The 21,247-nt window shown below is 68.2% G+C and carries 20 protein-coding genes and 2 riboswitches; of the genes, 13 read left to right on the plus strand and 7 right to left on the minus strand.

Annotation, left to right across the window (positions count from 1 at the left end):
- Positions 1–159 precede the first annotated feature (159 nt).
- The 6 genes from FFF93_RS03295 to FFF93_RS03320 all read left to right on the plus strand — a co-directional run bounded on the left by FFF93_RS03295 (position 160) and on the right by FFF93_RS03320 (position 6,077).
- Positions 160–477 carry a DUF3263 domain-containing protein gene (locus tag FFF93_RS03295; protein ID WP_138770174.1) on the plus strand — a complete coding sequence of 106 codons (318 nt, stop codon included), beginning with the start codon at positions 160–162 and terminating at the stop codon, positions 475–477.
- A gap of 91 nt (positions 478–568) precedes the next feature.
- Positions 569–1,195: a LytR C-terminal domain-containing protein gene (locus FFF93_RS03300; RefSeq protein ID WP_138770173.1), complete on the plus strand. Its 627-nt coding sequence runs from the start codon at positions 569–571 to the stop codon at positions 1,193–1,195.
- 166 nt (positions 1,196–1,361) lie between these two features.
- On the plus strand, positions 1,362–1,565 hold the full coding sequence (locus FFF93_RS03305) for a cold-shock protein (RefSeq protein ID WP_138770172.1): 204 nt from the start codon (positions 1,362–1,364) through the stop codon (positions 1,563–1,565).
- On the plus strand, positions 1,565–2,878 hold the full coding sequence (locus tag FFF93_RS03310; protein ID WP_138770171.1) for an ABC transporter substrate-binding protein: 1,314 nt from the start codon (positions 1,565–1,567) through the stop codon (positions 2,876–2,878). Before FFF93_RS03305 ends, FFF93_RS03310 begins: the two co-directional genes overlap by 1 nt.
- A gap of 296 nt (positions 2,879–3,174) precedes the next feature.
- Positions 3,175–4,812: a chaperonin GroEL gene (groL, locus tag FFF93_RS03315; protein ID WP_138770170.1), complete on the plus strand. Its 1,638-nt coding sequence runs from the start codon at positions 3,175–3,177 to the stop codon at positions 4,810–4,812.
- A 206-nt stretch (positions 4,813–5,018) separates the two neighbouring features.
- Positions 5,019–6,077: a ribonuclease HI family protein gene (locus FFF93_RS03320; protein WP_138770169.1), complete on the plus strand. Its 1,059-nt coding sequence runs from the start codon at positions 5,019–5,021 to the stop codon at positions 6,075–6,077.
- Positions 6,078–6,161: 84 nt separating this feature from the next.
- Here the strand turns inward: FFF93_RS03320 and FFF93_RS03325 are convergent, their stop codons facing one another.
- From FFF93_RS03325 to FFF93_RS03350, 6 genes are all read right to left on the minus strand, one after another.
- On the minus strand, positions 6,162–6,449 hold the full coding sequence (locus FFF93_RS03325; RefSeq protein WP_138770168.1) for a WXG100 family type VII secretion target: 288 nt from the start codon (positions 6,447–6,449) through the stop codon (positions 6,162–6,164).
- Positions 6,450–6,618: 169 nt separating this feature from the next.
- Positions 6,619–8,166 (minus strand): HAMP domain-containing sensor histidine kinase, encoded by a 1,548-nt coding sequence (locus FFF93_RS03330; protein WP_186372217.1) that lies wholly within the window; start codon positions 8,164–8,166, stop codon positions 6,619–6,621.
- Between the two features lie 2 nt (positions 8,167–8,168).
- Positions 8,169–8,879 (minus strand): response regulator transcription factor, encoded by a 711-nt coding sequence (locus FFF93_RS03335; RefSeq protein ID WP_138770167.1) that lies wholly within the window; start codon positions 8,877–8,879, stop codon positions 8,169–8,171.
- Between the two features lie 67 nt (positions 8,880–8,946).
- Positions 8,947–10,593 (minus strand): DNA repair helicase XPB, encoded by a 1,647-nt coding sequence (locus FFF93_RS03340; RefSeq protein WP_138770166.1) that lies wholly within the window; start codon positions 10,591–10,593, stop codon positions 8,947–8,949.
- A complete protein-coding gene (locus FFF93_RS03345) occupies positions 10,590–13,085 on the minus strand; it encodes a helicase-associated domain-containing protein (RefSeq protein ID WP_138770165.1) in 2,496 nt (831 codons plus the stop codon). Before FFF93_RS03345 ends, FFF93_RS03340 begins: the two co-directional genes overlap by 4 nt.
- Positions 13,086–13,095: 10 nt before the next feature.
- The gene (locus tag FFF93_RS03350; protein WP_138770164.1) at positions 13,096–13,329 is read right to left on the minus strand and encodes a hypothetical protein; all 234 of its coding nucleotides are present in this window, start codon (positions 13,327–13,329) and stop codon (positions 13,096–13,098) included.
- Between the two features lie 178 nt (positions 13,330–13,507).
- Here FFF93_RS03350 and FFF93_RS03355 point away from each other — a divergent pair, with 178 nt between their 5' ends.
- From FFF93_RS03355 to FFF93_RS03365, 3 genes are read left to right on the plus strand one after another with little or no spacing between them, the layout of a single operon-like run.
- Complete coding sequence (locus FFF93_RS03355) at positions 13,508–13,891, plus strand: cold-shock protein (RefSeq protein WP_138770163.1); 384 nt, start codon at positions 13,508–13,510, stop codon at positions 13,889–13,891.
- Positions 13,892–13,900: 9 nt separating this feature from the next.
- Positions 13,901–14,458, plus strand: a complete 558-nt coding sequence (locus FFF93_RS03360; RefSeq protein WP_138770162.1) for a DUF3027 domain-containing protein — start codon at positions 13,901–13,903, stop codon at positions 14,456–14,458.
- A 42-nt stretch (positions 14,459–14,500) separates the two neighbouring features.
- Positions 14,501–15,859 carry an MFS transporter gene (locus FFF93_RS03365; RefSeq protein ID WP_138770161.1) on the plus strand — a complete coding sequence of 453 codons (1,359 nt, stop codon included), beginning with the start codon at positions 14,501–14,503 and terminating at the stop codon, positions 15,857–15,859.
- A gap of 25 nt (positions 15,860–15,884) precedes the next feature.
- On the opposite strand, the gene serC is transcribed toward FFF93_RS03365, so the two are convergent.
- Positions 15,885–17,015, minus strand: coding sequence for a phosphoserine transaminase (serC, locus tag FFF93_RS03370; RefSeq protein ID WP_138770160.1), 1,131 nt, complete (start codon positions 17,013–17,015; stop codon positions 15,885–15,887).
- A 296-nt stretch (positions 17,016–17,311) separates the two neighbouring features.
- Between serC and FFF93_RS03375 the strand changes: the two genes are divergently transcribed.
- From FFF93_RS03375 to FFF93_RS03390, 4 genes are all read left to right on the plus strand, one after another.
- Positions 17,312–18,007: a metal-dependent transcriptional regulator gene (locus FFF93_RS03375; protein WP_138770159.1), complete on the plus strand. Its 696-nt coding sequence runs from the start codon at positions 17,312–17,314 to the stop codon at positions 18,005–18,007.
- Between the two features lie 120 nt (positions 18,008–18,127).
- Positions 18,128–18,369: riboswitch (cyclic di-AMP (ydaO/yuaA leader) on the plus strand.
- 4 nt (positions 18,370–18,373) lie between these two features.
- Entirely contained in the window at positions 18,374–19,195 is an 822-nt protein-coding gene (locus FFF93_RS03380) for a M23 family metallopeptidase (RefSeq protein WP_138770158.1), read from the plus strand.
- A gap of 112 nt (positions 19,196–19,307) precedes the next feature.
- Positions 19,308–19,501: riboswitch (cyclic di-AMP (ydaO/yuaA leader) on the plus strand.
- 263 nt (positions 19,502–19,764) lie between these two features.
- Positions 19,765–20,505, plus strand: a complete 741-nt coding sequence (locus FFF93_RS03385) for an NlpC/P60 family protein (RefSeq protein ID WP_138770157.1) — start codon at positions 19,765–19,767, stop codon at positions 20,503–20,505.
- A gap of 232 nt (positions 20,506–20,737) precedes the next feature.
- Positions 20,738–21,238 carry an HNH endonuclease gene (locus FFF93_RS03390; protein ID WP_138770156.1) on the plus strand — a complete coding sequence of 167 codons (501 nt, stop codon included), beginning with the start codon at positions 20,738–20,740 and terminating at the stop codon, positions 21,236–21,238.
- The last annotated feature ends 9 nt before the right edge of the window (positions 21,239–21,247 follow it).

Here is a 21,247-nt window from a genome sequence, read left to right on the forward strand (position 1 = left end):
CAGCCGCCGGTTCGAGCTGGAACAGAGCATCGGGCTGCGACGAATTAGGCACGATCCCATTGTCGCAGGACGCCCCGCGACCTGCCCGTTAAATGACAAGCCTGTTATTCGGCCGTAGCATGTGGGGGAGAACTATCGGAACGAGTCAGGGAGTGTGTCGTGGCCGAAGCAGCATCGGAGTACCTGCCGGCGGAGGGCGACCGGCTGTCGCCGGTCGCCGAAGACTCGCCGCTGAGCGGCCGGGACCAGCAGATGCTCGCCCTGGAGCGGCAGTGGTGGAAGTACGCCGGCGCCAAGGAACAGGCCATCCGGGAGCTTTTTGACCTGTCCGCCACGCACTACTACCAGATCCTCAATGCCTTGATCGATACCGAGGCGGCGCTGGCCCACGATCCCATGCTGGTCAAGAGATTGCGTAGACTACGTACGTCACGACAACGTGCCCGCACCGCCCGCCGTCTCGGCTCAGACGCTTAAACCCGCGGGAAATCCAGCCGGAGGCGCGCAAATTCGCGCAGTTACCGTCGGCGGGCCATCAGCCAGAAATCAGCAAGGACGTCGTTTTACCATGACCAAGTACGCTCGGGATGAATTTGATCGGGTCCCGGAGACCTCCACGCGCCAGGGTGTCCACCGGACGGCTTCCGCACCCCACTCCCGCCGGTTGGGTCCCATCCTCTCGTTTGGCGCCGCGGCCCTCGCGATCGGCCTCGTAGCCTTCCTCCTGCTGCCCAAGCTGGGCTTCGGCCCTGCCGGCGGATCGGCCATCACGGCGGACCAGGCCAGCAACAACGCCGCCACGTCGCAGGCCCCGAGCACGGCCGCGGCTGGCCCCACCCCTTCCGCCAGCGCCCAGCCGAGCGGCAGCATCGCCCCGGCGGCCTCGACGCCGTCCGCATCGACGGTCCCGAGCCCAGCCGTGGACAAAACCCAGCCGGTGGCGATCTACAACGGAACCGCGACGGCGGGGCTGGCCGGCCGCGTCGGATCCACGGTCACCTCCGCAGGGTGGGTCCTTGGCCCGCTCGGCAACTGGGGCGGCGCCCGCCAGCAGACCTCGGTGGTCTTCTACAACGGCCCGGCACAGAAGGCGAACGCCGAAGCACTGGGCTCGCTCCTGGGAATCGGCACCCTCGTGGATTCGGCCGAACTCAAGATGCCCCTCGTCGTCGTCCTGGGTCCCGGCTTCAAGTAGCACCGGCCGCCGGCGTCGGTTACGCCTCAATAACTATCCGCGCGGTCCCGGGCCCGGTCCGCACCCCGGTGGAAGGCTGTGGGTAGAGTATCTGCGGATTTGGTTTCGCATACCGCGGCGCACAACGAGGTGGGCCGTTAGCCAGCTAGCTGAAAGTGTGGAGAAGATGGCACTGGGGACCGTCAAGTGGTTCAACGCCGAAAAGGGCTACGGCTTCATCACCGTCGACAGCTCCGGGGACGACGTCTTCGTGCACTGGTCCGCGATCAACGGCGAGGGCTACCGCGCCCTCACCGAGGGCCAGCGGGTGGAGCTCGAAATCGGCGAAGGCGACAAGGGCCCGCAGGCCGAAAGCGTCCGGCCCGCCTAGTGTCATTCTCCGCTGCCGTACCCGCCCCGACGAGCCCGGACCGCCGGCCGTCCGCCAGGCGGCTCCGCCGCGCGGCGGCTGCCGGCCTGGCAGCAGCCGTGGCGCTCAGTGCGTGCGCCGGGCCCACCGGCAACGCCCGGGTGGACGCCGCCGACGCCAGCGGGGACGGCACCTTGCGGATCGGCCTGATCCTGGACAACACCGGCAAACAAAGCTTCCTGAACGCCCCCCAGCTCGCGGCGGCAAAGCTGGCGGTCAAGGAGATCAACGCGGCGGGCGGCCACAAGGGCAGGCCCGTGGAACTGCTGCCGGAATCGATCGGCACGGATACGGCGTCCCAGGCCAAGAACCTTGTGGCGGCCAAGGCCGACGTCGTGATCGGACCGACCGACTCCAGCCGGGCCGCCGACGCCATTGACGTGCTCTCCCGGGCCAAGGTCGCCCTCATTTCCCCGGCCAACGCAGCACCGGGGCTCAGCAAGTACAAGAGCGGCGGCTACTACTTCCGGACCGCCGCCGCGGACATCGCGCAGGCTTCCGTGCTCGTTAAGCTCGCCAAGGACGGCGGCGCCAAGTCGATCGCCGTGCTGCACGAGGAGGGCAGCTACGGCAAGGAAGTCTCCGTGGCCGTCTCCGCTGCCGCGAAGGCCGCCGCCCTCGGTACCTCGGTCGACGCCGAGTTCACGGCCGGCCACGCGCAGCAGGCGGCGGCGGCAGCCAAGGCGGCCTCCCCGGACGCCGTCGTGCTGGTGGCCCGGGACGGCGCCCAAGGCGCCATCGCCGAGCTCAATAACGCGGGCCTGGCCGGAAACAAGCTCGTCCTTAGCGACGGCGCCGTCAACCAGTACGGCCACGGCCTCGGCTCCAGGGCCCTGGACGGCGCCCGCGGGGTGCTCCCCGGCACCTTCCCCTCCGCACACTTCCAGGCCGAACTCGTGGCCGTCGACCCCGGCCTGAAGGACATGGCCTTCGCCGCCGAGACGTACGACGCCGTCAACCTCGCCGCCATCGCCGCTGCCGCCGCGGAGGACGACGCCGGGACCTCGATCGCCTCGAGGCTCATTGCCGTCTCCGGCGGGACGGCCGGTGCCGCAGGAACGGCGTCCGGCGAGGCCGAGGCCTGCGGGTCCTACCAGGACTGCGTGGCAGCCCTCCGCGCCGGCAAGCGCCCCGACTACAACGGGCAGTCCGGGCCTATCAACTTCGACGCCAACGGCGACGTCACCGCCGCCGCCTACATGGTCTACAGCTACGGCTCCGACAACAACGCCAAGATGACCGGCAGCGAAACCGCCCGCAGCGCCGGCTCCTGATCGCTGGTAGCGAAGAGCGCACCGTGGCGGCGGGGCCGGGGGCGGCCACTGCTTGCACTCTCCCCGGGGGAGTGCTAATTATTGACTTAGCACTCCCGCGTATTGACTGCTAACACGACGCCCGGTTCGGCCGGCTGCGACGTGGCGGCGGGATCACCGGGGGCGAGAGAAACACCTGGCTGGGGTGAGATCCCCGGCCCGGCGGCATACAGAGGCTGCCGGGCAGGAATCGTCCGTCGCGGGCACCACGGCCAAGGTTCATTCTTAACGACTGTCCCGAAAGGACTACTGCCGTTATGGCCAAGATCATTGCATTTGATGAAGAGGCACGCCGCGGTCTTGAGCGGGGCCTGAACATCCTCGCCGACGCCGTCAAGGTCACCCTCGGCCCGCGTGGACGCAACGTCGTCCTCGAAAAGAAGTGGGGCGCCCCCACGATCACCAACGATGGTGTTTCCATCGCCAAGGAGATCGAGCTGGACGACCCGTACGAGAAGATCGGCGCCGAGCTGGTCAAGGAAGTTGCCAAGAAGACGGACGACGTCGCCGGTGACGGTACCACCACCGCCACCGTGCTGGCCCAGGCTCTGGTCAAGGAAGGCCTGCGCAACGTCGCGGCCGGCGCTGACCCGCTGTCCCTCAAGCGCGGCATCGAGAAGGCTGTCGAGGCGGTCACCCGCGAACTCCTGGCTTCCGCCAAGGAAATCGAGACCAAGGAAGAGATCGCCGCCACCGCGTCCATTTCCGCCGGTGACAACGAAATTGGCGCCCTGATTGCCGAAGCCCTGGATAAGGTCGGCAAGGAAGGCGTCATCACGGTCGAGGAGTCCAACACCTTCGGCCTCGAGCTGGAACTCACCGAGGGCATGCGCTTCGACAAGGGCTACATCTCGGCCTACTTCGTCACCGACGCAGAGCGCCAGGAAACGGTCCTCGAGGATCCGTACATCCTGATCGTCAACTCCAAGATCTCCAACGTCAAGGAACTGGTTGCGGTCCTCGAAAAGGTCATGCAGTCCAACAAGCCGCTGCTGATCATTGCCGAGGACATCGAAGGCGAGGCCCTGGCCACCCTGATCGTCAACAAGATCCGCGGCACCTTCAAGTCCGTTGCCGTCAAGGCTCCGGGCTTCGGCGACCGCCGCAAGGCCCAGCTGGCCGACATCGCCATCCTCACCGGTGGCCAGGTCATCTCCGAGGAAGTCGGCCTCAAGCTTGAGACCGCCGGCCTCGAACTGCTCGGCAAGGCCCGCAAGGTTGTTGTCACCAAGGACGAGACCACCATCGTCGAAGGTGCCGGCGACGCCGACCAGATCGCCGGTCGCGTGTCCCAGATCCGTGCCGAGATCGAGAACTCCGATTCCGACTACGACCGCGAGAAGCTGCAGGAACGCCTGGCCAAGCTGGCCGGCGGCGTTGCAGTCATCAAGGCCGGTGCCGCAACCGAGGTTGAGCTCAAGGAGCGCAAGCACCGCATTGAGGACGCCGTCCGCAACGCCAAGGCTGCTGTGGAAGAGGGCATCGTCGCCGGCGGTGGCGTTGCCCTGATCCAGGCCGGTGCCAAGGCATTCGCCAACCTGCAGCTCGAAGGCGATGAGGCAACCGGTGCGAACATCGTCCGCGTCGCCATCGACGCTCCGCTGAAGCAGATCGCCTTCAACGCAGGCCTTGAGCCGGGCGTTGTGGTCGACAAGGTCCGCGGCCTGCCCGCAGGCCACGGCCTGAACGCAGCCACCGGCGAGTACGTCGACCTGCTGGCTGCCGGCATCAACGATCCGGTCAAGGTCACCCGCTCTGCCCTGCAGAACGCGGCGTCCATCGCCGGCCTGTTCCTCACCACCGAGGCCGTTGTGGCCGACAAGCCCGAAAAGGCCGGTGCCCAGATGGGCGGCGGCGACGACATGGGCGGCATGGGCGGCATGGGCGGTTTCTAACCCCCACGCCGGCCACTGGCTGTTCGACGACGGCGGTTCCACCTTCGGGTGGGGCCGCCGTCGGCGTTAAGACACGCTCCCGCAGTTGTGGGGGCGGCGTGCGGGACGCTCCCACACCCGAAAAACATTGATGAGGGAGAGCGGCGGGTGGTTTGTTGCCGGTGCTGCGGGAGCGCCGGAGTGCGGAGGTCTGGCAGGATAGTGCAGTGACGATTACTGCAGCGGCCGACGGTTCGGCTCTAGGAAATCCCGGTCCGGCCGGCTGGGCCTGGTACGTGAACGATGACTGCTGGCGTGCCGGCGGGTGGCCGCATGGGACCAACAACCAGGGCGAGCTGATGGCCGTCCTGGACCTCTTCCGGTCCACGGCGCACCTAGCCGGCGAGGACCTGCACATTCTGTGCGACAGCCAGTACGTCATCAATTCGGTGACCAAGTGGATGCCGGGCTGGAAGCGCAAGGGCTGGCGGAAGTCCGACGGCAAGCCTGTGCTTAACGTCGAACTACTAAAGGAAATCGACCAGGCGCTCGTCGGGCGCAAGTACACCTTCGAGTGGGTCCGCGGCCACGCGGGCCACGACCTCAACGAGGAAGCGGACGACCGCGCGCGGGCAGCGGCCACGGCCTACCAGCAGGGCGTCGCACCCCGGCGGGGCCCCGGCTTCGTCCGCGCTGGAGGAGCCTCCGCCCCCGACCCGCAGCAGGATCCCGCAGCGCAGGTTGCCGGCGAGCCTGTTCCCGCGGGGCAGACCATGTCTGCCGCAAGCGCCCGCCGGGCCCCGGCCGCCCCGCCGGCACCCCGGGCCGGAACCCGGGAGCTGTTCGGTGAACCGACCCTGTTCGGCGAATCCGGCCTGTTCGCCGAGCCGGACCTCTTCAGCGAGCTGGAAGAGGAATCCCGGGCAGCCGCGGCCGGCGCGGAACAGACGCCGGAGGCCACCGTAGAGGCCCTGGAGCGGGAACTGCTGCTCCCCGCGACGCGCTCCGACCTGGGACGAACGGGAGTGCTGCTGCATCCGGACTTCACCGAGATCGGCAGCTCCGGGCGGCTCTGGACCCGCGACGAGATGATGATGGCCCTTGAGGACGATCCGGGTGTTCCCGCCGAGCTGGAGCTGATTGCCGCCGAGCGCCTTGGTGAGGGCACCGTGCTCCTGACCTACCGCAGCCACACCCGCACGGGAACGGCGCTGCGCAGTTCCCTGTGGGTCCTTGACGGTGCGCAGTGGCGGCTCCGCTTCCATCAGGGCACCCCCGAGGCCTAGGAACGGCGCAGGCCCGGGCAGGCGAACTCGACTGACCGGCGTCGGGGAACATGGGCGTGCAGCAACATGGACGTGCAGGAACGGCTAGCCGAACCGCTGGGCGTTGTTCAGCTCGACCTGCGCGTAGTTGGCGGCGGCCGAGTTGAGCGCCAGGTTGATCGATGCCAAAGAGGCCTCGACTTTTCCCTGGGTCAGCGCCCATTCCGTGATCAAGGCCTGGAAATTGGTGGCGGCCGCGCCGCGCCAGCTCGCCTGAAGTTCGTCCAGCCCGCGCTTCATGGACTGCACATCGGCACTGATCCTTTCGACCGTGGCCTGGACGTTGGCGGACTTGAGCTGGAGGAGTTCGGTATCGACAGAAATGATGCTCACGGGTTGCCTTTCGAGTGTGCCGGCAGGCAGCCGGGCATCCCGACTTAATCGCAGGGGGAGCAGGATTCCCGGCTGCCTGGGGTGGAAGCGCCCGGATCTTCCGGACCCTTTGAGCCTAGGCAGCGACGGGAACCGGCCCCAGAGGGCAGCCCGGCTATGTGGACAACCGCTAGCCGCGCACGGAACGGTCCGGCCCGGGTTCCGCTGCGGCAGCGTCTGCCGGGACGGCCGCGGCCCCCGCTGACTCCCCGGCCTCCACGGCCGCCTCAGCAGCCTCGGTGGCCTCCACTTCATCCAGGTACGGGAGGCTGACCACGAGGGTCGCGCCGCCGCCCTCGGTCGGCTGCACGCGGACTGTGCCCGAATGTGAACCGACAATGGCCGCTACGATCGCCAGCCCGAGGCCGCTGCCGCCGGTCTCCCGCGTCCGGGAGGTGTCCGCCCGGTAGAAGCGCTCAAAGATCCTCGCGGCCTCGTCCTCGGGGACGCCGGGCCCGTGGTCGCGGACCTCGATCACCGAGCGGCGTGCGCCGTCGGCGTCCGTCCGCACCCCCACGGCGAGCTCGATCGGGGTGCCTTCGGGCGTGTAGCGCAGGGCGTTCCCCACAAGGTTGCCAATGACCTGGCGCAGTTTCGCTTCGTCGCCCAGCACCGGGGCCGGGGCACCGGAACCGCCGTCGAGCCCCCGGAGCGAGATCACCCGGCTGCGGTCGCTGGCCTGGGTGTCCACCACGGCGTCGTGGGCCAGCAGCAGGAGGTCGGCAGGCTTCTGCTGCAGCGGGCGCTGTTCGTCAATCCGGGCCAGCAGCAGCAGGTCCTCCACCATGGCGCCCATCCGCTTGGCTTCACTCTCGATCCGGCCCATCGCGGTGGCAACGTCCTCGGGCGTGGCCAGGGCACCGTGCCGGTAGAGCTCCGAGAAGCCGCGGATGGTGACCAGCGGGGTGCGAAGTTCGTGGGAGGCGTCGGCCGCGAAACGGCGCATCCTCGCCTCGGAGGCCATCCTTGAGGCGAAGGCCGATTCGATGTGCGCGAGCATGGCGTTGAGGGACCGGCTCAGCCGGCCGACTTCGGTGTCAGGGTTCTCGACCTCCACGCGCCGGGAAAGGTCGCCGGCGGCGATCGCCGCGGCCGTCTTTTCCACCCGCGCCAGCGGACGGAAGGACCGGGTGACGGTCCAGGTGGCGATGAAAAAGGCCAGGACCAGGGTCAGCAGCCCGACGCCGACCACCACGAGCGCGGCGTGTTCCATCACCGAATCCACCGGGTACAGCGGCAGGCCGATCACCACGACGGCGGCCCGCTGGTTCCCATCCAGCACGTTGACGGCCACGACCCGCCAGTTGCGGCCGTCGGTGCCGCGGACCTGGAAGGGAGCCTCGCCGCGGCTGCGGGCGTCCTCCGGGCTGATGCTGCCGATGGAGGGGCGCGAGCCCTTGCTGCCGCCAAAGACGTAGGCGGGCTGGCCCGGGCTGAAGAGCATCAGCGAGTAGTCGGTGGGGACGTTCGGGTTCTGGTCCTGCAGTTGGCTGAAGGACTGCTGCTGGCGGGCGGTCTCGACGGCGGCCTTGAGCTTGTCATCGACCTGGCCCTGCAGGTAGCTGTGCAGCAGTGCTAGCGTGCCGGCGCCGGTGGCGGTGAGTGCCACCAGCATCAGGGCCATCATGATCGCGACCAGCTGCGACCGCAGCGAGGCCGCCCTCCAACGGTGCAGCAAGGTCAGCGCTTCTCAGCCGTCCGCAGCACGTAGCCGACGCCCCGTTTGGTCTGGATCAGGGCGGGCGCCTCGGGATCGATGTCCACCTTGCGCCGGAGGTAGGAGATGTAGGACTCCACAATCGAGGCGTCCCCGTTGAAGTCGTACTCCCAGACGTGGTCCAGGATCTGCGCCTTGGAGAGCACCCGGTTTGGGTTGAGCATGAGGTAGCGCAGCAGCTTGAACTCGGTGGGGGACAGCTCGATCACCGTGCCGCCGCGGCGGACCTCGTGGGCGTCGTCGTCGAGTTCAAGGTCGTCGACGCGGATGACGGCGTCGTCGTCCTGGAGCGGCTGCGTGCGGCGCAGCACCGCGCGGATGCGCGCCACCACCTCGTCGAGGCTGAAGGGTTTGGTGACGTAATCATCGCCGCCGACGGTGAGGCCGGTGACCTTGTCCTCGGTGTCGTCCTTCGCGGTCAGGAACAGCACCGGGAAGTGCTTGCCCGAGGCGCGCAGCCGGCGGGTGACGGTGAACCCGTCCATGTCCGGCAGCATCACGTCCAGCACGGCGAGGTCGGGGGCATGGAGCTCCGCGGCGGCGAGGGCGTCGCGCCCGGTGCCGGCGGAGACGACTTCGAAGCCGGCGAAGCGCAGCGAGGTGGAGAGCAGCTCTCGGATGTTGGGTTCATCGTCAACAACGAGCAGCTTGGCTTCGGGACCGTTCTTTTTCATGATTCCCATGATGCTCCCAGACTCTGTGAGTTTTCTGAGAGGCAGATGTGTGTTGAATGGAGGTCGGCTAGCTGCCGGCGCCGACATCCTTGGCGTCCATGATCCGGTAGGCATAGCCCTGTTCGGCCAGGAAGCGCTGGCGCTTTGCGGCGAAGTCCTGGTCCAAGGTGTCCCGTGCCACGAGCGAATAGAAGCGTGCGGCCCTGCCGTCCTGCTTGGGCCGCAGCAGCCGCCCCAGCCGCTGGGCCTCCTCCTGGCGGGAGCCGAAGGACCCGGAGACCTGGATCGCCACCGAGGCCTCCGGCAGGTCGATGGAGAAGTTCGCGACCTTGGACACCACCAGGGTCTGCACTTCTCCCGCGCGGAAGGCGTCGAAGAGCCGCTGGCGTTCCTTGACCGAGGTGTCGCCCTTAATCACCGGGGCCTGCAGCCGCTCGCCGATCTCGTCCAGCTGGTCGATGTACTGCCCGATCACTAGCAGCTGCTCGCCGGCGTGCTCGGCCACCAGCCGCTCCACGATCCCGGTCTTGGTCTCCGAGGTGGCGCAAAGCCGGTACTTGTCCGCATCCTCGGCCATGGCATACGCCACGCGTTCGTCGCGGGGAAGATCCACCCGGACCTCCACACAGTCCGCCGGCGCGATGTAGCCCTGCGCCTCGATGTCCTTCCACGGGGCGTCGTAGCGCTTGGGACCGATCAGGCTGAAGACCTCGCCCTCGCGGCCGTCCTCGCGGACCAGCGTGGCGGTCAGGCCCAGGCGGCGGCGTGCCTGCAGGTCCGCGGTCATCCGGAAGATCGGCGCCGGCAGCAGATGGACCTCGTCGTAGATGATCAGGCCCCAGTCGTTGCCGTCCACGAGTTCCAGATGCGGGTAGAGTCCGCCGCGCTTGGTGGTGAGCACCTGGTAGGTGGCGATCGTGACGGGGCGGACTTCCTTGACCGAGCCCGAGTATTCGCCGATCTCCTCTTCGGTGAGGGAGGTCCGCTTGAGCAGCTCGTCCTTCCATTGCCGCGCGGACACCGTGTTGGTCACCAGGATCAGCGTGGTGGTGGAACTCGTGGCCATCGCGGCAGCGCCCACCAGCGTCTTGCCGGCGCCGCAGGGAAGCACGACGACGCCGCTGCCGCCGGCCCAGAAGTTCTCCGTGGCCAGCTGCTGGTAGGGGCGGAGTTTCCAGCCGGACTCATTGAGCATGATGGGGTGCGGCGTGCCGTCGACGTAGCCGGCGAAGTCCTCCGCGGGCCAGCCGATCTTGAGCAGCAGCTGCTTGAGCTGGCCCCGCTGCGAGGAGTGCACCACCACCGTCTCGGCATCGATCCGCGGCCCCAGCAGGGGAGCGATCTTCTTGGCGCGGCTGACCTCCTCGAGCACCGGGTAGTCGGAGGTGCGCATGACGAGGCCGTGCTGCGGGTCCTTCTCCAGCCGCAGCCGGCCGTACCGGGACATGGTTTCCTCGATGTCAATCAGCAGCGAATGCGGCACCGGGAAGCGGGAATACTTGAGCAGGGTGTCGAGCACCTGTTCGGCGTCGAGCCCGGCCGCCCGGGCGTTCCAGAGCCCCAGTGGCGTCAGGCGGTAGCTGTGGACATGTTCCGGGGCGCGCTCCAGCTCGGCGAAGGCCGCGATCGCGTGGCGCGCCTCGGTAGCCTGTTCGTGGTCCACTTCCAGCAGGATGGTCTTGTCGCTCTGGACGATCAGCGGTCCGTCATTCACTGGAGCAGTTCCTCTGTGGCTTCAACATCAATAATCCGGTGGATGGACAGGACGCGTTCGGTGTCCTTGGCCGGGTCGAACACCCGCACCCGGCCGCCGTTCACTGCTACCGGAACAACGGTTTCGCGGCTGGCATTCCCCAGGCTGTCCACCACGTTCATCACCACCGGCTGCTTGAGCCGGATCGCTTTCTGCAGGGTCTCCAGGCCCAGCTGCGTCGCGGCCTCGGCGTCGGGCGCCGCCGTGCCGCGGCCCTCCGGCGCACCGGAGGCGTGCGGGGTGCGGCCGTCGCGCAGCACGGCCAGCTGGGCGTCGACGTCGGCGTCCGCGGGGGCGGTGCGGGGGGCTGTGTAGACCGGTCGGGTGCTCCCGGGCGCCGCGGTGCTGCGGCGCAGCCGGACGACGGCGGAACCGGTGTCCTCCAGCGCGGGGGAGAGGCCCAGGCCGCGCAGCACCTGGGCGGTTTCCCGGGGCGCGGCCGGCGAGATCAGCACGGTCGGGGCAATCCGGACCAGGGCCAGGCCGGCGGCAGCCGGGGTATTGAGCAGCTCCAGCAGGGAGGTCTCGTCCTCGCTCTGGATGAAGCTCGCAGCCGGACCCACCCGGAGCCGGGCGTGGCGCGCGGCCGTGTCCTCGATCAGGTACTCCAGCGGTTGCGGCACCGCGGTCGCGGAGTGCTCGCGCAGGAACTCCAGCAGCCCCCGGGCGTCCTGCCCGGCATCCAGGGCACGCCGGACCGAGGCCACGGAGAAGCGGTAGATGGTGGCCGGGCCCTGGCCCTCCGCGTCCGCCATGGTCAGCAGTTTCTCACTCAGCTCCGGGTCCAGGTAGCCCGGGGCGACGGCGGTCAGGTCCGCCTGGAGGAGCACGTGGTTCAGCGCCGCCGGCAGGTGCTCGCCCAGGATGGCCAGGGCCTCGTCGGGCTGTTCGACGGCGATCGCCGCCCCGATCTGGCTCAGGGCGCCGGACCCGATCAGGCCCAGCATTTCGGCTTCGGCAAGGACCCCGCGGATCAGCGAACTGAAGCGGCGCGCCATCCGCGGCTGCGACCAGTCGGCGCGTTCCAGCACGGCGGCGGCGTCGAGCACCGGGGCCTCGCCGTCGGCCGCGTCGGCTTCCACGGTGAGTTCGTTCAGGATCTCCAGAATCCGTTTCCGGACCACCGGGGCATCGGGCCGCTGCGCTTCCGCGGAGAGGGCGTTGATGGTGCTTGCGGCCGTGCCGCGGTGCGCCTGGGCGGTGGCGACGCCGCTCACCGGCTGGCCCACCAGGGACGGGACGCGTTCGCTGGCAAGCCAGGCGTTGACGAGCCACAGCCACTGCTCCTGCCGGGGCAGCGCCTGCCATTCCAGCTGCGGCGCCGGGATCCAGGCGGAGCTGTCCACGTCCAGGCGGAGCAGCCCGGAGAGGGCGCAGAGCTCCGCCAGCCCACCGGCTTCGGTCAGTCCGATCCGCAGGGCGTCGGCGAGGCGCTTCATTTCCCGGACGCCCACGCCGCCGCTGCGCAGGGTAACGAGCGGCTGTTCCCGCACGGCGTGGAGCAGTTCGCCGACCAGCCTCAGCGTCTCGGCGATGGCGCCGAGCGCGGCATTGCGGCGCAGCGCCGCGCTGGTCTGTCCCAGCCGTGGAACCGGCGGGCTGAGCGCGAAGTGTTCGATCACGAAGCCGCCCCGCAGCGAAATGCCGACGCTGTGCGGAAGCTCCACATGTGCGGCGTCCAGCGGCACCAACAGCCCGCGGGCCAACAACCAGTCGACCGGCCCGACGTCGGAGCCCTCGTTCAGCACGGATGCTCGGCGCTGCGCCTGGGGGACCGCGCCCATGGCCCAGTTTCCGAACCGGGCGAGCAGCGCCGCCGTGCGGTCGGGGGCGTCGGCGAGCAGCTGTCGCAGGGCTTCCGGTGAGGCGGTCCAGTGCTGTAACGACAGCGCGGCCTCCATCGGCGTCGTGGCCGGGGCAATGTCGGCCCCGGTGCGGTGCAGTTCGCCGACAAGCTGGACCACGCGCTGGGCGAAGGCAGGCTGCAGCCGCACCAGTTCTGTATAGCTCCGTCCCAGCCCGGCAGGATAGATGCCGATGACGTCCTTGAGGCTCCCGACCGGAAGGTAAAAGCGCTGCCGGCCCGCGGCCGGGGTCGAACCATGCGGGGGCTCGGCCCGGTGCACGAGGGCGAGTTCCTGCAGCGAGTGCAGCAGCCGCTCAAGCGCGGTCACGGTGGAGCCGTTGATCAGCCGTTTGAGCGTCGCGGCCGACGCGCTGTGGCCAGTGTCCGTGTTGGTGCAGAGGTGCAGGGTTTCCAGCACCTGCATTTCGGGACGGTTCAGTCGTTCCAACGCACGCTGGACGCTGACCCGGCCGCTGGCCCGCGCGGCCAAGGCGGGGAAGTCCGGGACCGCCGGGGAGATCAGGTCCGGCCGCGCGGAGAACAGGGCCCGCAACGAGTCGTCGCTGCGGGCCTGCAGTTCCTTGCTGAGCGCGCGGATCAGGGACATCAGTCCAACGTTACCTTTCGCCGTGCTCTGGTGTCCGGCGACGACTGGCCACGGCGTCGATCACAAGGGCCAGCATGAGCAGGAACGCCAGGGGCAGCCCGTACAGGGCAACGGAGGTGACCCACGCCGGGGCCACCGTGGTGTTGAACGCCATGGCCATCACGGCTCCGACGGCGGCCAGCGAGAGCGCCGCAACGGCGGCCGCAAGGATCAACACGGGCCGCCGGAAACGCTGAGGTGTCATGCAGCCAACGCTAACAGCCCGGTCCAGCCCGCGCCTCAAACCGTCAAAGTGGCCAAGGCAGGATAACCTTGGAGGAACAGACCAACACGGACCTGGCAGTCACACCCTGAACGCGCATATCCATGCGGATGCGCTGACCGCCGGCCGCGTCCCCCGCAGAACGAAGAAGGTTGATTACGTGCCCACCGGCAAGGTCAAGTGGTATGACAAGGAAAAAGGCTTCGGATTCCTCGCAGGCGAAGACGGCCAGGAGGTCTTCCTGCCCAAGTCGGCGCTGCCCGAAGGCGTGACGGAGCTCAAGGCCGGAACCCGGGTGGAGTTTGGTGTGGCAGACGGCCGCAAGGGAGCCCAAGCCCTGGGCCTGCGGGTGCTGGACAAGACGCCGTCCATCGCGAAGGCCAAGCGGCCCAGCGCCAAGGACCTCGCACCGCTGGTGCAGGACCTCGTCAGCGTGCTGGACAACCTTTCCGGAACACTGTCCGCGGGGAAGTACCCGGAAGGCAACAAGGCCAAGGCCATTGCCGCCGCGCTTCGTAAGGTCGCCGACGAGCTGGACGCGTAAGGGCCCGCGATGACTCCGGAACCTGAACAGAACGCCGCCGCGACGGCCGGTGCGGCCGCCAAGGCCGCCGGCGCCAAAGCAGGATCCAAGCCGCGCTACGGCGTCCCCGTCTGGCGCACCGGCAAGCCCGACGCCTTCCTGGCCGCTGCGGTGGACGCCGCACGGACGGCCGTGGAGGGCATCGCTCCGGCGGAGCAGATCGGCCGGCATCTGGGTGCCAAGAGCGAAGGCGACCGTCTGGTCACGCACCTTTTCGAGTCCAAACTGCCCGGCTACGGTGGCTGGCAGTGGTACGCGGTGTTGACGCGCAACTCCCGCTCCAAGGTCATCACGGTGGACGAACTGGGCCTGCTGCCCTCCGAGGATTCCATCCTGGCCCCGGAGTGGGTTCCGTGGGCCGAACGGGTTCGCCCGGAAGACGCCCAGCAGGACGACGACGCCGCCCCCGCCGGTGGCGCCCCGACGGAACAGCCCGCCGCCGACGACGCCGTGGAGGCGCACTCAGCGCCCGACGACAACGCCAATACCGGGGCGGCGGAGGACGAGTCCACCGTCGAGGCCGACTAGCGATTTGGCTCCGTTCGGGGGAAGGCAGCGGAGGGTTCGGGCATGAGGTCCACCTTCAAATCGCTGCACATCCTGAACTACCGGATCTGGTTCATCGGCGCCCTGGTCTCCAACATCGGGACCTGGATGCAGCGCACCGCGCAGGACTGGCTGGTCTTTGACCACCTGAGCGCGCAGGACGCCGGAGCCATGGGCATCACAATGGCCCTGCAACTGGGACCGCAGCTGTTCCTCGCCCCCGTGGCCGGACTGGTCGCCGACCGCTTCAACCGCAAGCAACTGCTGGTCCTGACGCAGTCCGCCATGGCACTGCTGAGCGCGGCGCTCGGCGTCCTGGTGCTCTCCGGCGCCGCGCAGCTCTGGCACGTCTACATCTTTGCGCTCCTGCTGGGCGTCGTGTCCGCCCTCGACGCACCCGTGCGCCAGACGTTCGTCTCCGAGCTGGTACGCGACGACTACCTGCCCAACGCCGTCGCCCTCAACAGCGCCTCATTCAACGTGGCCCGGATGATCGGGCCCGCCGTCGCCGGCCTGCTCACCGTGGCCATCGGGCCCGGCTGGGTGTTCCTGGTCAACACCGTCACGTTCCTGGCCCTGCTCCTGAGCCTGGCCAAAATCCCGGTAGCCTCCTTGCGGCAGCTGCCCCGGGCGCCGGCCGGCAAGGGACGGATCCGCGAGGGCCTGCGCTACGTGCGCTTCCGGCCGGACATCGTGGTGGTGCTCGTGGCGGTCTTCATCGTGGGAACCCTGGGACTGAACTTCGTCCTCTTCATTGCGGCCATGGTCGGCACGGAGTTCGGCCTGGACGCCGGAGCCTTCGGCCTGATGAATTCGATCATGGCGATCGGTTCGGTTGCCGGCGCGCTGCTCTCGGCCGGCCGGGGACGGCCGCGGATGCGTGTGATTTTCGGGGCGGCCGGGGCCTTCGGCCTGACCTCCGGCCTCGCCGCGCTGGCCCCCGACTACTTCTGGTTCGGCGTCGCGCTGGTGCCGGTCGGCCTCTTCGCGATCACCATGATGACCAGCGCCAACGGCTACGTCCAGACCACCACCGATCCGGTGATGCGCGGCCGGGTGATGGCGCTGTACATGGCGATCTTCATGGGCGGCACCCCCATCGGGGCCCCCTTCGTGGGGTGGGTGGCGAACGTTGCCGGCGCACGCTGGTCCATGGGCGTCGCGGCGGCCGCGGGAGTTGCCGCGGCCCTGATCGGGATGGCCTGGATTGTGCGGGCAAAGCAGCTCCGGATCCGCTTCAACCGCCGTGCCCGCGGGCTGCGCTACTTCCGGGTCATCCCCGGCAGCCCGTCGACCGGTGCCGCCGGACGGGAGGCAACCTCCGGTGAGAACGCCGACGGCGCCGACCGGGGGGAAACCCCCGGCGACGCCGTCGGCCGCTGACTCGTCCCGCGGGGGGACACCGCCGCTACTGCTTGAGCTCGCCCACGACGAAGTCGATGCACTCAAGGAGCGCGGACACGTCGTCGGGCTCGATCGCCACGAAGGTGGCGATGCGCAGCTGGTTTCGGCCCAGCTTGCGGTACGGCTCGGTATCCACGATGCCATTGGCGCGCAGGACCTTGGCGACGGCCGAGGCATCAATGGAGTCATCGAAGTCGATCGTGGCGATCACGTTGGAGCGGTCCTCCGCCCGGGCCACGAAAGGCGTGGCATAGGAGGAGGCCTCGGCCCAGCGGTAGATGCGGCCGGCCGAGTCGGCGGTCCGTGCGGCGGCGAAGTCGAGGCCGCCGCTGGCGTTGAGCCACTGCACCTGCGCATCGAGGGTCACCAGGGTGGCCAGCGCCGGAGTGTTGTAGGTCTGGTTCAGCCGTGAATTGTCGATGGCGGTCTGCAGATCCAGGAAATCCGGGATCCAGCGGCCGCTGGCCTTGATCCGGGCGGCGCGCTCCAGCGCTGCCGGGGAAAACAGGCCCAGCCACAGTCCGCCGTCGGACGCGAAGTTCTTCTGCGGGGCGAAGTAGTACACATCCGCCTCGGCGACGTCGACATCCAGGCCGCCGGCCGCGGACGTGGCGTCGACCAGTACGAGCGAGCCCTCGTCCGCCCCCGGCACGCGCCGCACCGGCGCGGCAACGCCGGTGGAGGTCTCGTTCTGCGGCCAGGCGTAGGCGTCGACGCCGGCCTCGGCCCGGGCCTCGGGGCGGGTGCCGGGCTCGGAGGTGATGACCGAGGATTCGGCCAGGAACGGCGCCTTATTGGTGGCCGCGGCGAACTTCGAGCCGAACTCGCCGAAGGACAGGTGCTGTGCCTTGTTCTCTACGAGGCCGAAGCTGGCAATGTCCCAGAACGCCGTGGACCCGCCGACGCCGAGGATAACCTCGTAGCCTTCGGGGGCCCGGAAGAAGTCGCTGAGGCCGGTGCGCACCGAACCCACGAGGTTCTTGACCGGAGCCTGGCGGTGCGAGGTGCCCAGCAGCGTCGCCGACGCCGCGGACAGGGCCTGGATTTGCTCCGGCCTGACCTTCGACGGGCCGGCGCCAAACCGGCCGTCCTTGGGCAGGAGGTTCGCGGGGATGGTGATGCGGGTGTCGCTCACAGTGGCTCCAATTGTCGGCTGGGTGCGTGGCGTGGCCCGGGCGGATCGTGCGTGGGCTGCGGCCGGGGACCTGCCCTTATTCTGCCCGACGGTCCCGGGCAGGCGGGAAAAACGTCCGTCATAGTCCGGTCATTGAGACAGGCACGGTGGGGCGGCGCCGTCGGGGTCCGGGATTATCCGGAGTAATTCAAAATAGGCTAGGCTGTGCGGTGACGTACGGCGGATCTCGCCGGGGCGCATCCCGGACGCGGTACGGTGGGAATGACGCAAGGACGGCGCTCGAGGAGCTGAGCTGAATGACGGATCTGATTGATACCACCGAGATGTATCTTCGGACCATCCTGGAACTTGAAGAAGAGAACATCGTCGCCCTCCGCGCCCGCATCGCCGAACGGCTCCGCCATTCCGGCCCCACCGTTTCCCAGACTGTCGGCCGCATGGAGCGGGACGGCCTGGTCGTGGTTTCCGGCGACCGGCACCTGGAGCTGACCGAAGCGGGCCGCAAGCGCGCGATCGAGGTCATGCGCAAGCACCGGCTCGCTGAGCGGCTGCTCGCCGACGTGATCGGACTCGATTGGGCCTACGTTCACGAGGAAGCCTGCCGCTGGGAACACGTGATGAGTGAACGGGTTGAGCGGCGCATTTTTGAGATGCTGGACCACCCCACCGTGTCTCCCTACGGAAACCCGATCCCGGGACTGGCAGATCTTGGCGGGCTCCCCGAATCAGGCATCGCGGACGGGGTCGTCAACCTCCTCGACGCCATGGCCGGCTACGGCGCGGACTCCCGGATCACCGTGAGCCGCCTGGCCGAGCCCATCCAGGTGGAGCCGGAACTGCTGGTCCAGCTGGACGAAGGCGGAATCCGTCCCGGCGCAAGGGTGTCGCTGGAACGAGTGGGGGAGTACATCTCGGTCCGGGTCCCGGACATTGAAGGCGCCTTGGAACTGCCTCCCGAGGTTGCAGCCCACGTCTTTGTTACTCTCGGGTAGCTCGCGCGGGGCGGGCATGCCCGGGGCCGGCCAGGGGTTGTGCACAGGCGAGATAACGAAATTATTACTGCTTGCCTTAATCCCCTATAGTTGAGCACTGGCACTGATACTAAAGCGTTATCTGATCCGAAGCCGAGCTCTGCCAGCGGATCAGTAGGCGAGTCACCTTCTGGCAGAGGCGGGGGAACCACAAGCGGCTGTTGATTCAACAGCCTTGGGGTGAAGTCCGCTAGCGGCAAGCAAACTCTACGAGGGCCTCCCTGGATGTCCCTGTGTCTGGATGCTTGCATCGGCGGACCGGGTCTTTGATCTCTCTGACCCGAATCCGACAGCTAACTTCGCAGGCTATCCAGAGAGGAACCGTACTTGACCACCCAGACCGTCAGGGGCCGCCGTCGCGCGACCGGTCCCGCTCCGGAGCCGCGCCCGGCCGCCGCCGTCGTGACCGCCGAGCGCCCGCGTGACGCGCACCGCGATGAACGCCGCGGCCGGCGCAGCGCGTTCCGCCAGATGACAGACTTCGCCGCCGTCAGCGGCGTTGGGCAGAAGGCAGGCATCGCCCTGGCGGCCACTGGACTGGTCCTCACCATCAGCGTCCCGGCCACTGGCCCGGTCATGGCCAACGACGCCGCCAAGACCGGCTCTGTGTCGGCCGCGGCCCAGCCCGAGGTCAAGGCCTCAGCGGCCCAGATCGACTTCAACCGCACGGCTATCACCACCAAGGGCGACCCGGATGGCAAGCTCAAGCAGCTGCTCAGTGCCCAGTCGGCCAGCACGATTACCAGGGCAGCCTCGGCCGGTAGCCTGGGGGCACCGCTGGACGTGATGGTGACCGCCTCGCCGTTCGGTTACCGGATCAGTCCCATCACGGGGGCCGTGGGCGAATTCCACCGCGGCCAGGACTACGCCGCCCAGTGCGGCACCCCCGTGCACGCCGCGGCCAGCGGCACCGTAACCTTTACCGGTTGGCACCCCTACGGGGGCGGCAACCGCGTCGTGATCGACCATGGCAACGGCCTGGAGACCACGTACAACCACTTGTCGTCCTCAAACGTCCGCGTGGGCCAGCAGGTTTCCCGCGGCGATGTGGTGGCGATGAGCGGAACCACCGGCGCCTCCACCGGCTGCCACCTCCACTTCGAGGTGATGGTCAACGGAGAAGTCGTTGATCCGCTGGGCTGGCTTTAGACCGACCCGAGGGACCACTCGCATTTCTGTGACACGCCGTGATCTGAATGTGACATTGAGTCCTAACTGCTGTACCGTATGAAGCACGCCAACTTCACCGAAGTTGGCGCTCTTGAGTGGATTGCCTAACTCTGCCACCGCTCAAGGTCCGTTCGCATGACATCGTCTGGCAGGGGCGGGGGAACCAATTTTGGTCTTCGCAAGAAGACCTTGGGGTTAAGTCGCAAAGCTTCCCAGGAAGCGGCGCGGCCGGGTGACTCCCATCCGAATCCGACAGCTCACCTCGTAGGCATTGGGAGAGGCTACTTTCGTGTCTTCACGCCACAATGCTGCGCGTTCTCGCGCTGGCGAGGCTCACTTGAGCCCGCTGAACTCCATGCTCCGCGCGGCCCTTGCCGGCGCCCGGACTGGATCTCACAACGCAGTTCCCGCTTTTGGCGCGTCTTCGCAGTACACCCTTCGCTAAAGAAACCCGTTTCGGGGCGATCCGGCGTACCCCCAAGATGCCGGAGCGTCCTCAGTCCCGCCTGTAAAAGCGCGGACAAAAGGATCACGAAAGAGAGAACTGAATGACTACTCGTGCAACCATTGCACGCCACCGCGCGGAGGTCACCAAGACCAACTCGCTGGCTGTCATTGCTAAGGCCGTCGGCGACAACGCCGGTGGTATGGGTCGCCAGGCCGCGGTTATCGCTGCAGCCTCCGGCCTGGTACTGACCAGCGGTATCGCAGCCAACGCTGCCGAGACCAACGTTCAGCGCGAATCGACTTCTGCTTCCGCCATGGAAGTACAGTCCACCGCACCGGCCACGATCTCCGCGGCCTCCAGCATCGCCATCTCCTACGAGAAGCCTGCTGTCACCACCGCACCGGCCCCGGTCGAGGCACCCAAGCCGGTTGTCCAGGTCAAGGAAGCTGCTGCTTCCACCGGCACCGCCGTGACGGCTTCCCTGGCCACGAAGGCTCCGGCTGCTGTCAGCGGCATGGGCGCTTCGATCGCCGCAGCTGCCTACGCGCAGATCGGCGTCTCCCAGGACTGCACCATGCTGGCGACCAACGCACTTGCCGCAGTGGGCATCAACTACCACGGCTGGCCGGCAGGTTACCTGTCCCTGGGCCGCACCGTGAGCGCCGCTGAGGCTCAGCCGGGCGACCTCGCCTACTACCAGAACGGCGGCATGGGCATGGCCCACATCGCTGTTTACGTCGGCAACGGCATGGCCGTCCACGGCGGCTGGAACGGCGGAACCACCGCGCTCTACAGCGTCAACGTAGGCTCCGGCCCGGTCTTCATCCGCGTCGGCGGCTAGGACTGAATCCCGGCGCCCGCCGGAAGCATTGTGAAGGACCCCTGCCCCGCGGCAGGGGTCCTTTGCGTTGGCGGACCCGCCGCCGGGCCGTGCCGCGCGCGCCCGGGATAAGAAAAATTCGGTAATCCGGGCTCCCGGTGTTTACTCTTGTGGTGTCGATCCATAGCCCGACCATGCACAGGGCAGCCGGCCCTCGTGCCCCTGGCGGGTGCGGCCGTGAAGAGGTATGCGGATGCGCACTCTCGTTCTGAATGCTGGATATGAACCGCTGGCGGTAGTCACCTTCCGCCGGGCGCTGGTCCTTGTGCTGACGGGGAAGGCCAGCGTGGTGGCCGAAGGCGACGATCCCGTGGTGGGCCCGCAGGACATCCTCGGCCGCCCTTCGGTGATCCTGTTGAACAGGTACATCAGGCCCCGATACAACACCATGACGGCGGTCAGCCGCAGGGGAGTGCTCCGCCGGGACAACCACCGCTGCGCCTACTGTGGCAAAGCTGCCCACACCATCGACCACGTCCAGCCCAAGTCCCGGGGCGGCGCGGATTCGTGGGAGAACCTCGTCGCCGCCTGCCTGCGCTGCAACAACGCCAAGGGGGACCATACGCCCGCGGAAATGGGCTGGAAACTCGGCTTCGTCCCGGGGCCACCGAAAGGCACCATCTGGCAGATCAAGGAACTGGAGAAGCCGACGCCGGCGTGGGACCCGTTCCTGCTCCCCGAAAAGGCGCACTGAACGGCCCAC

Source organism: Arthrobacter sp. KBS0702 (assembly GCF_005937985.2).
In the GTDB taxonomy this organism is placed as follows: Bacteria; Actinomycetota; Actinomycetes; order Actinomycetales; family Micrococcaceae; genus Arthrobacter.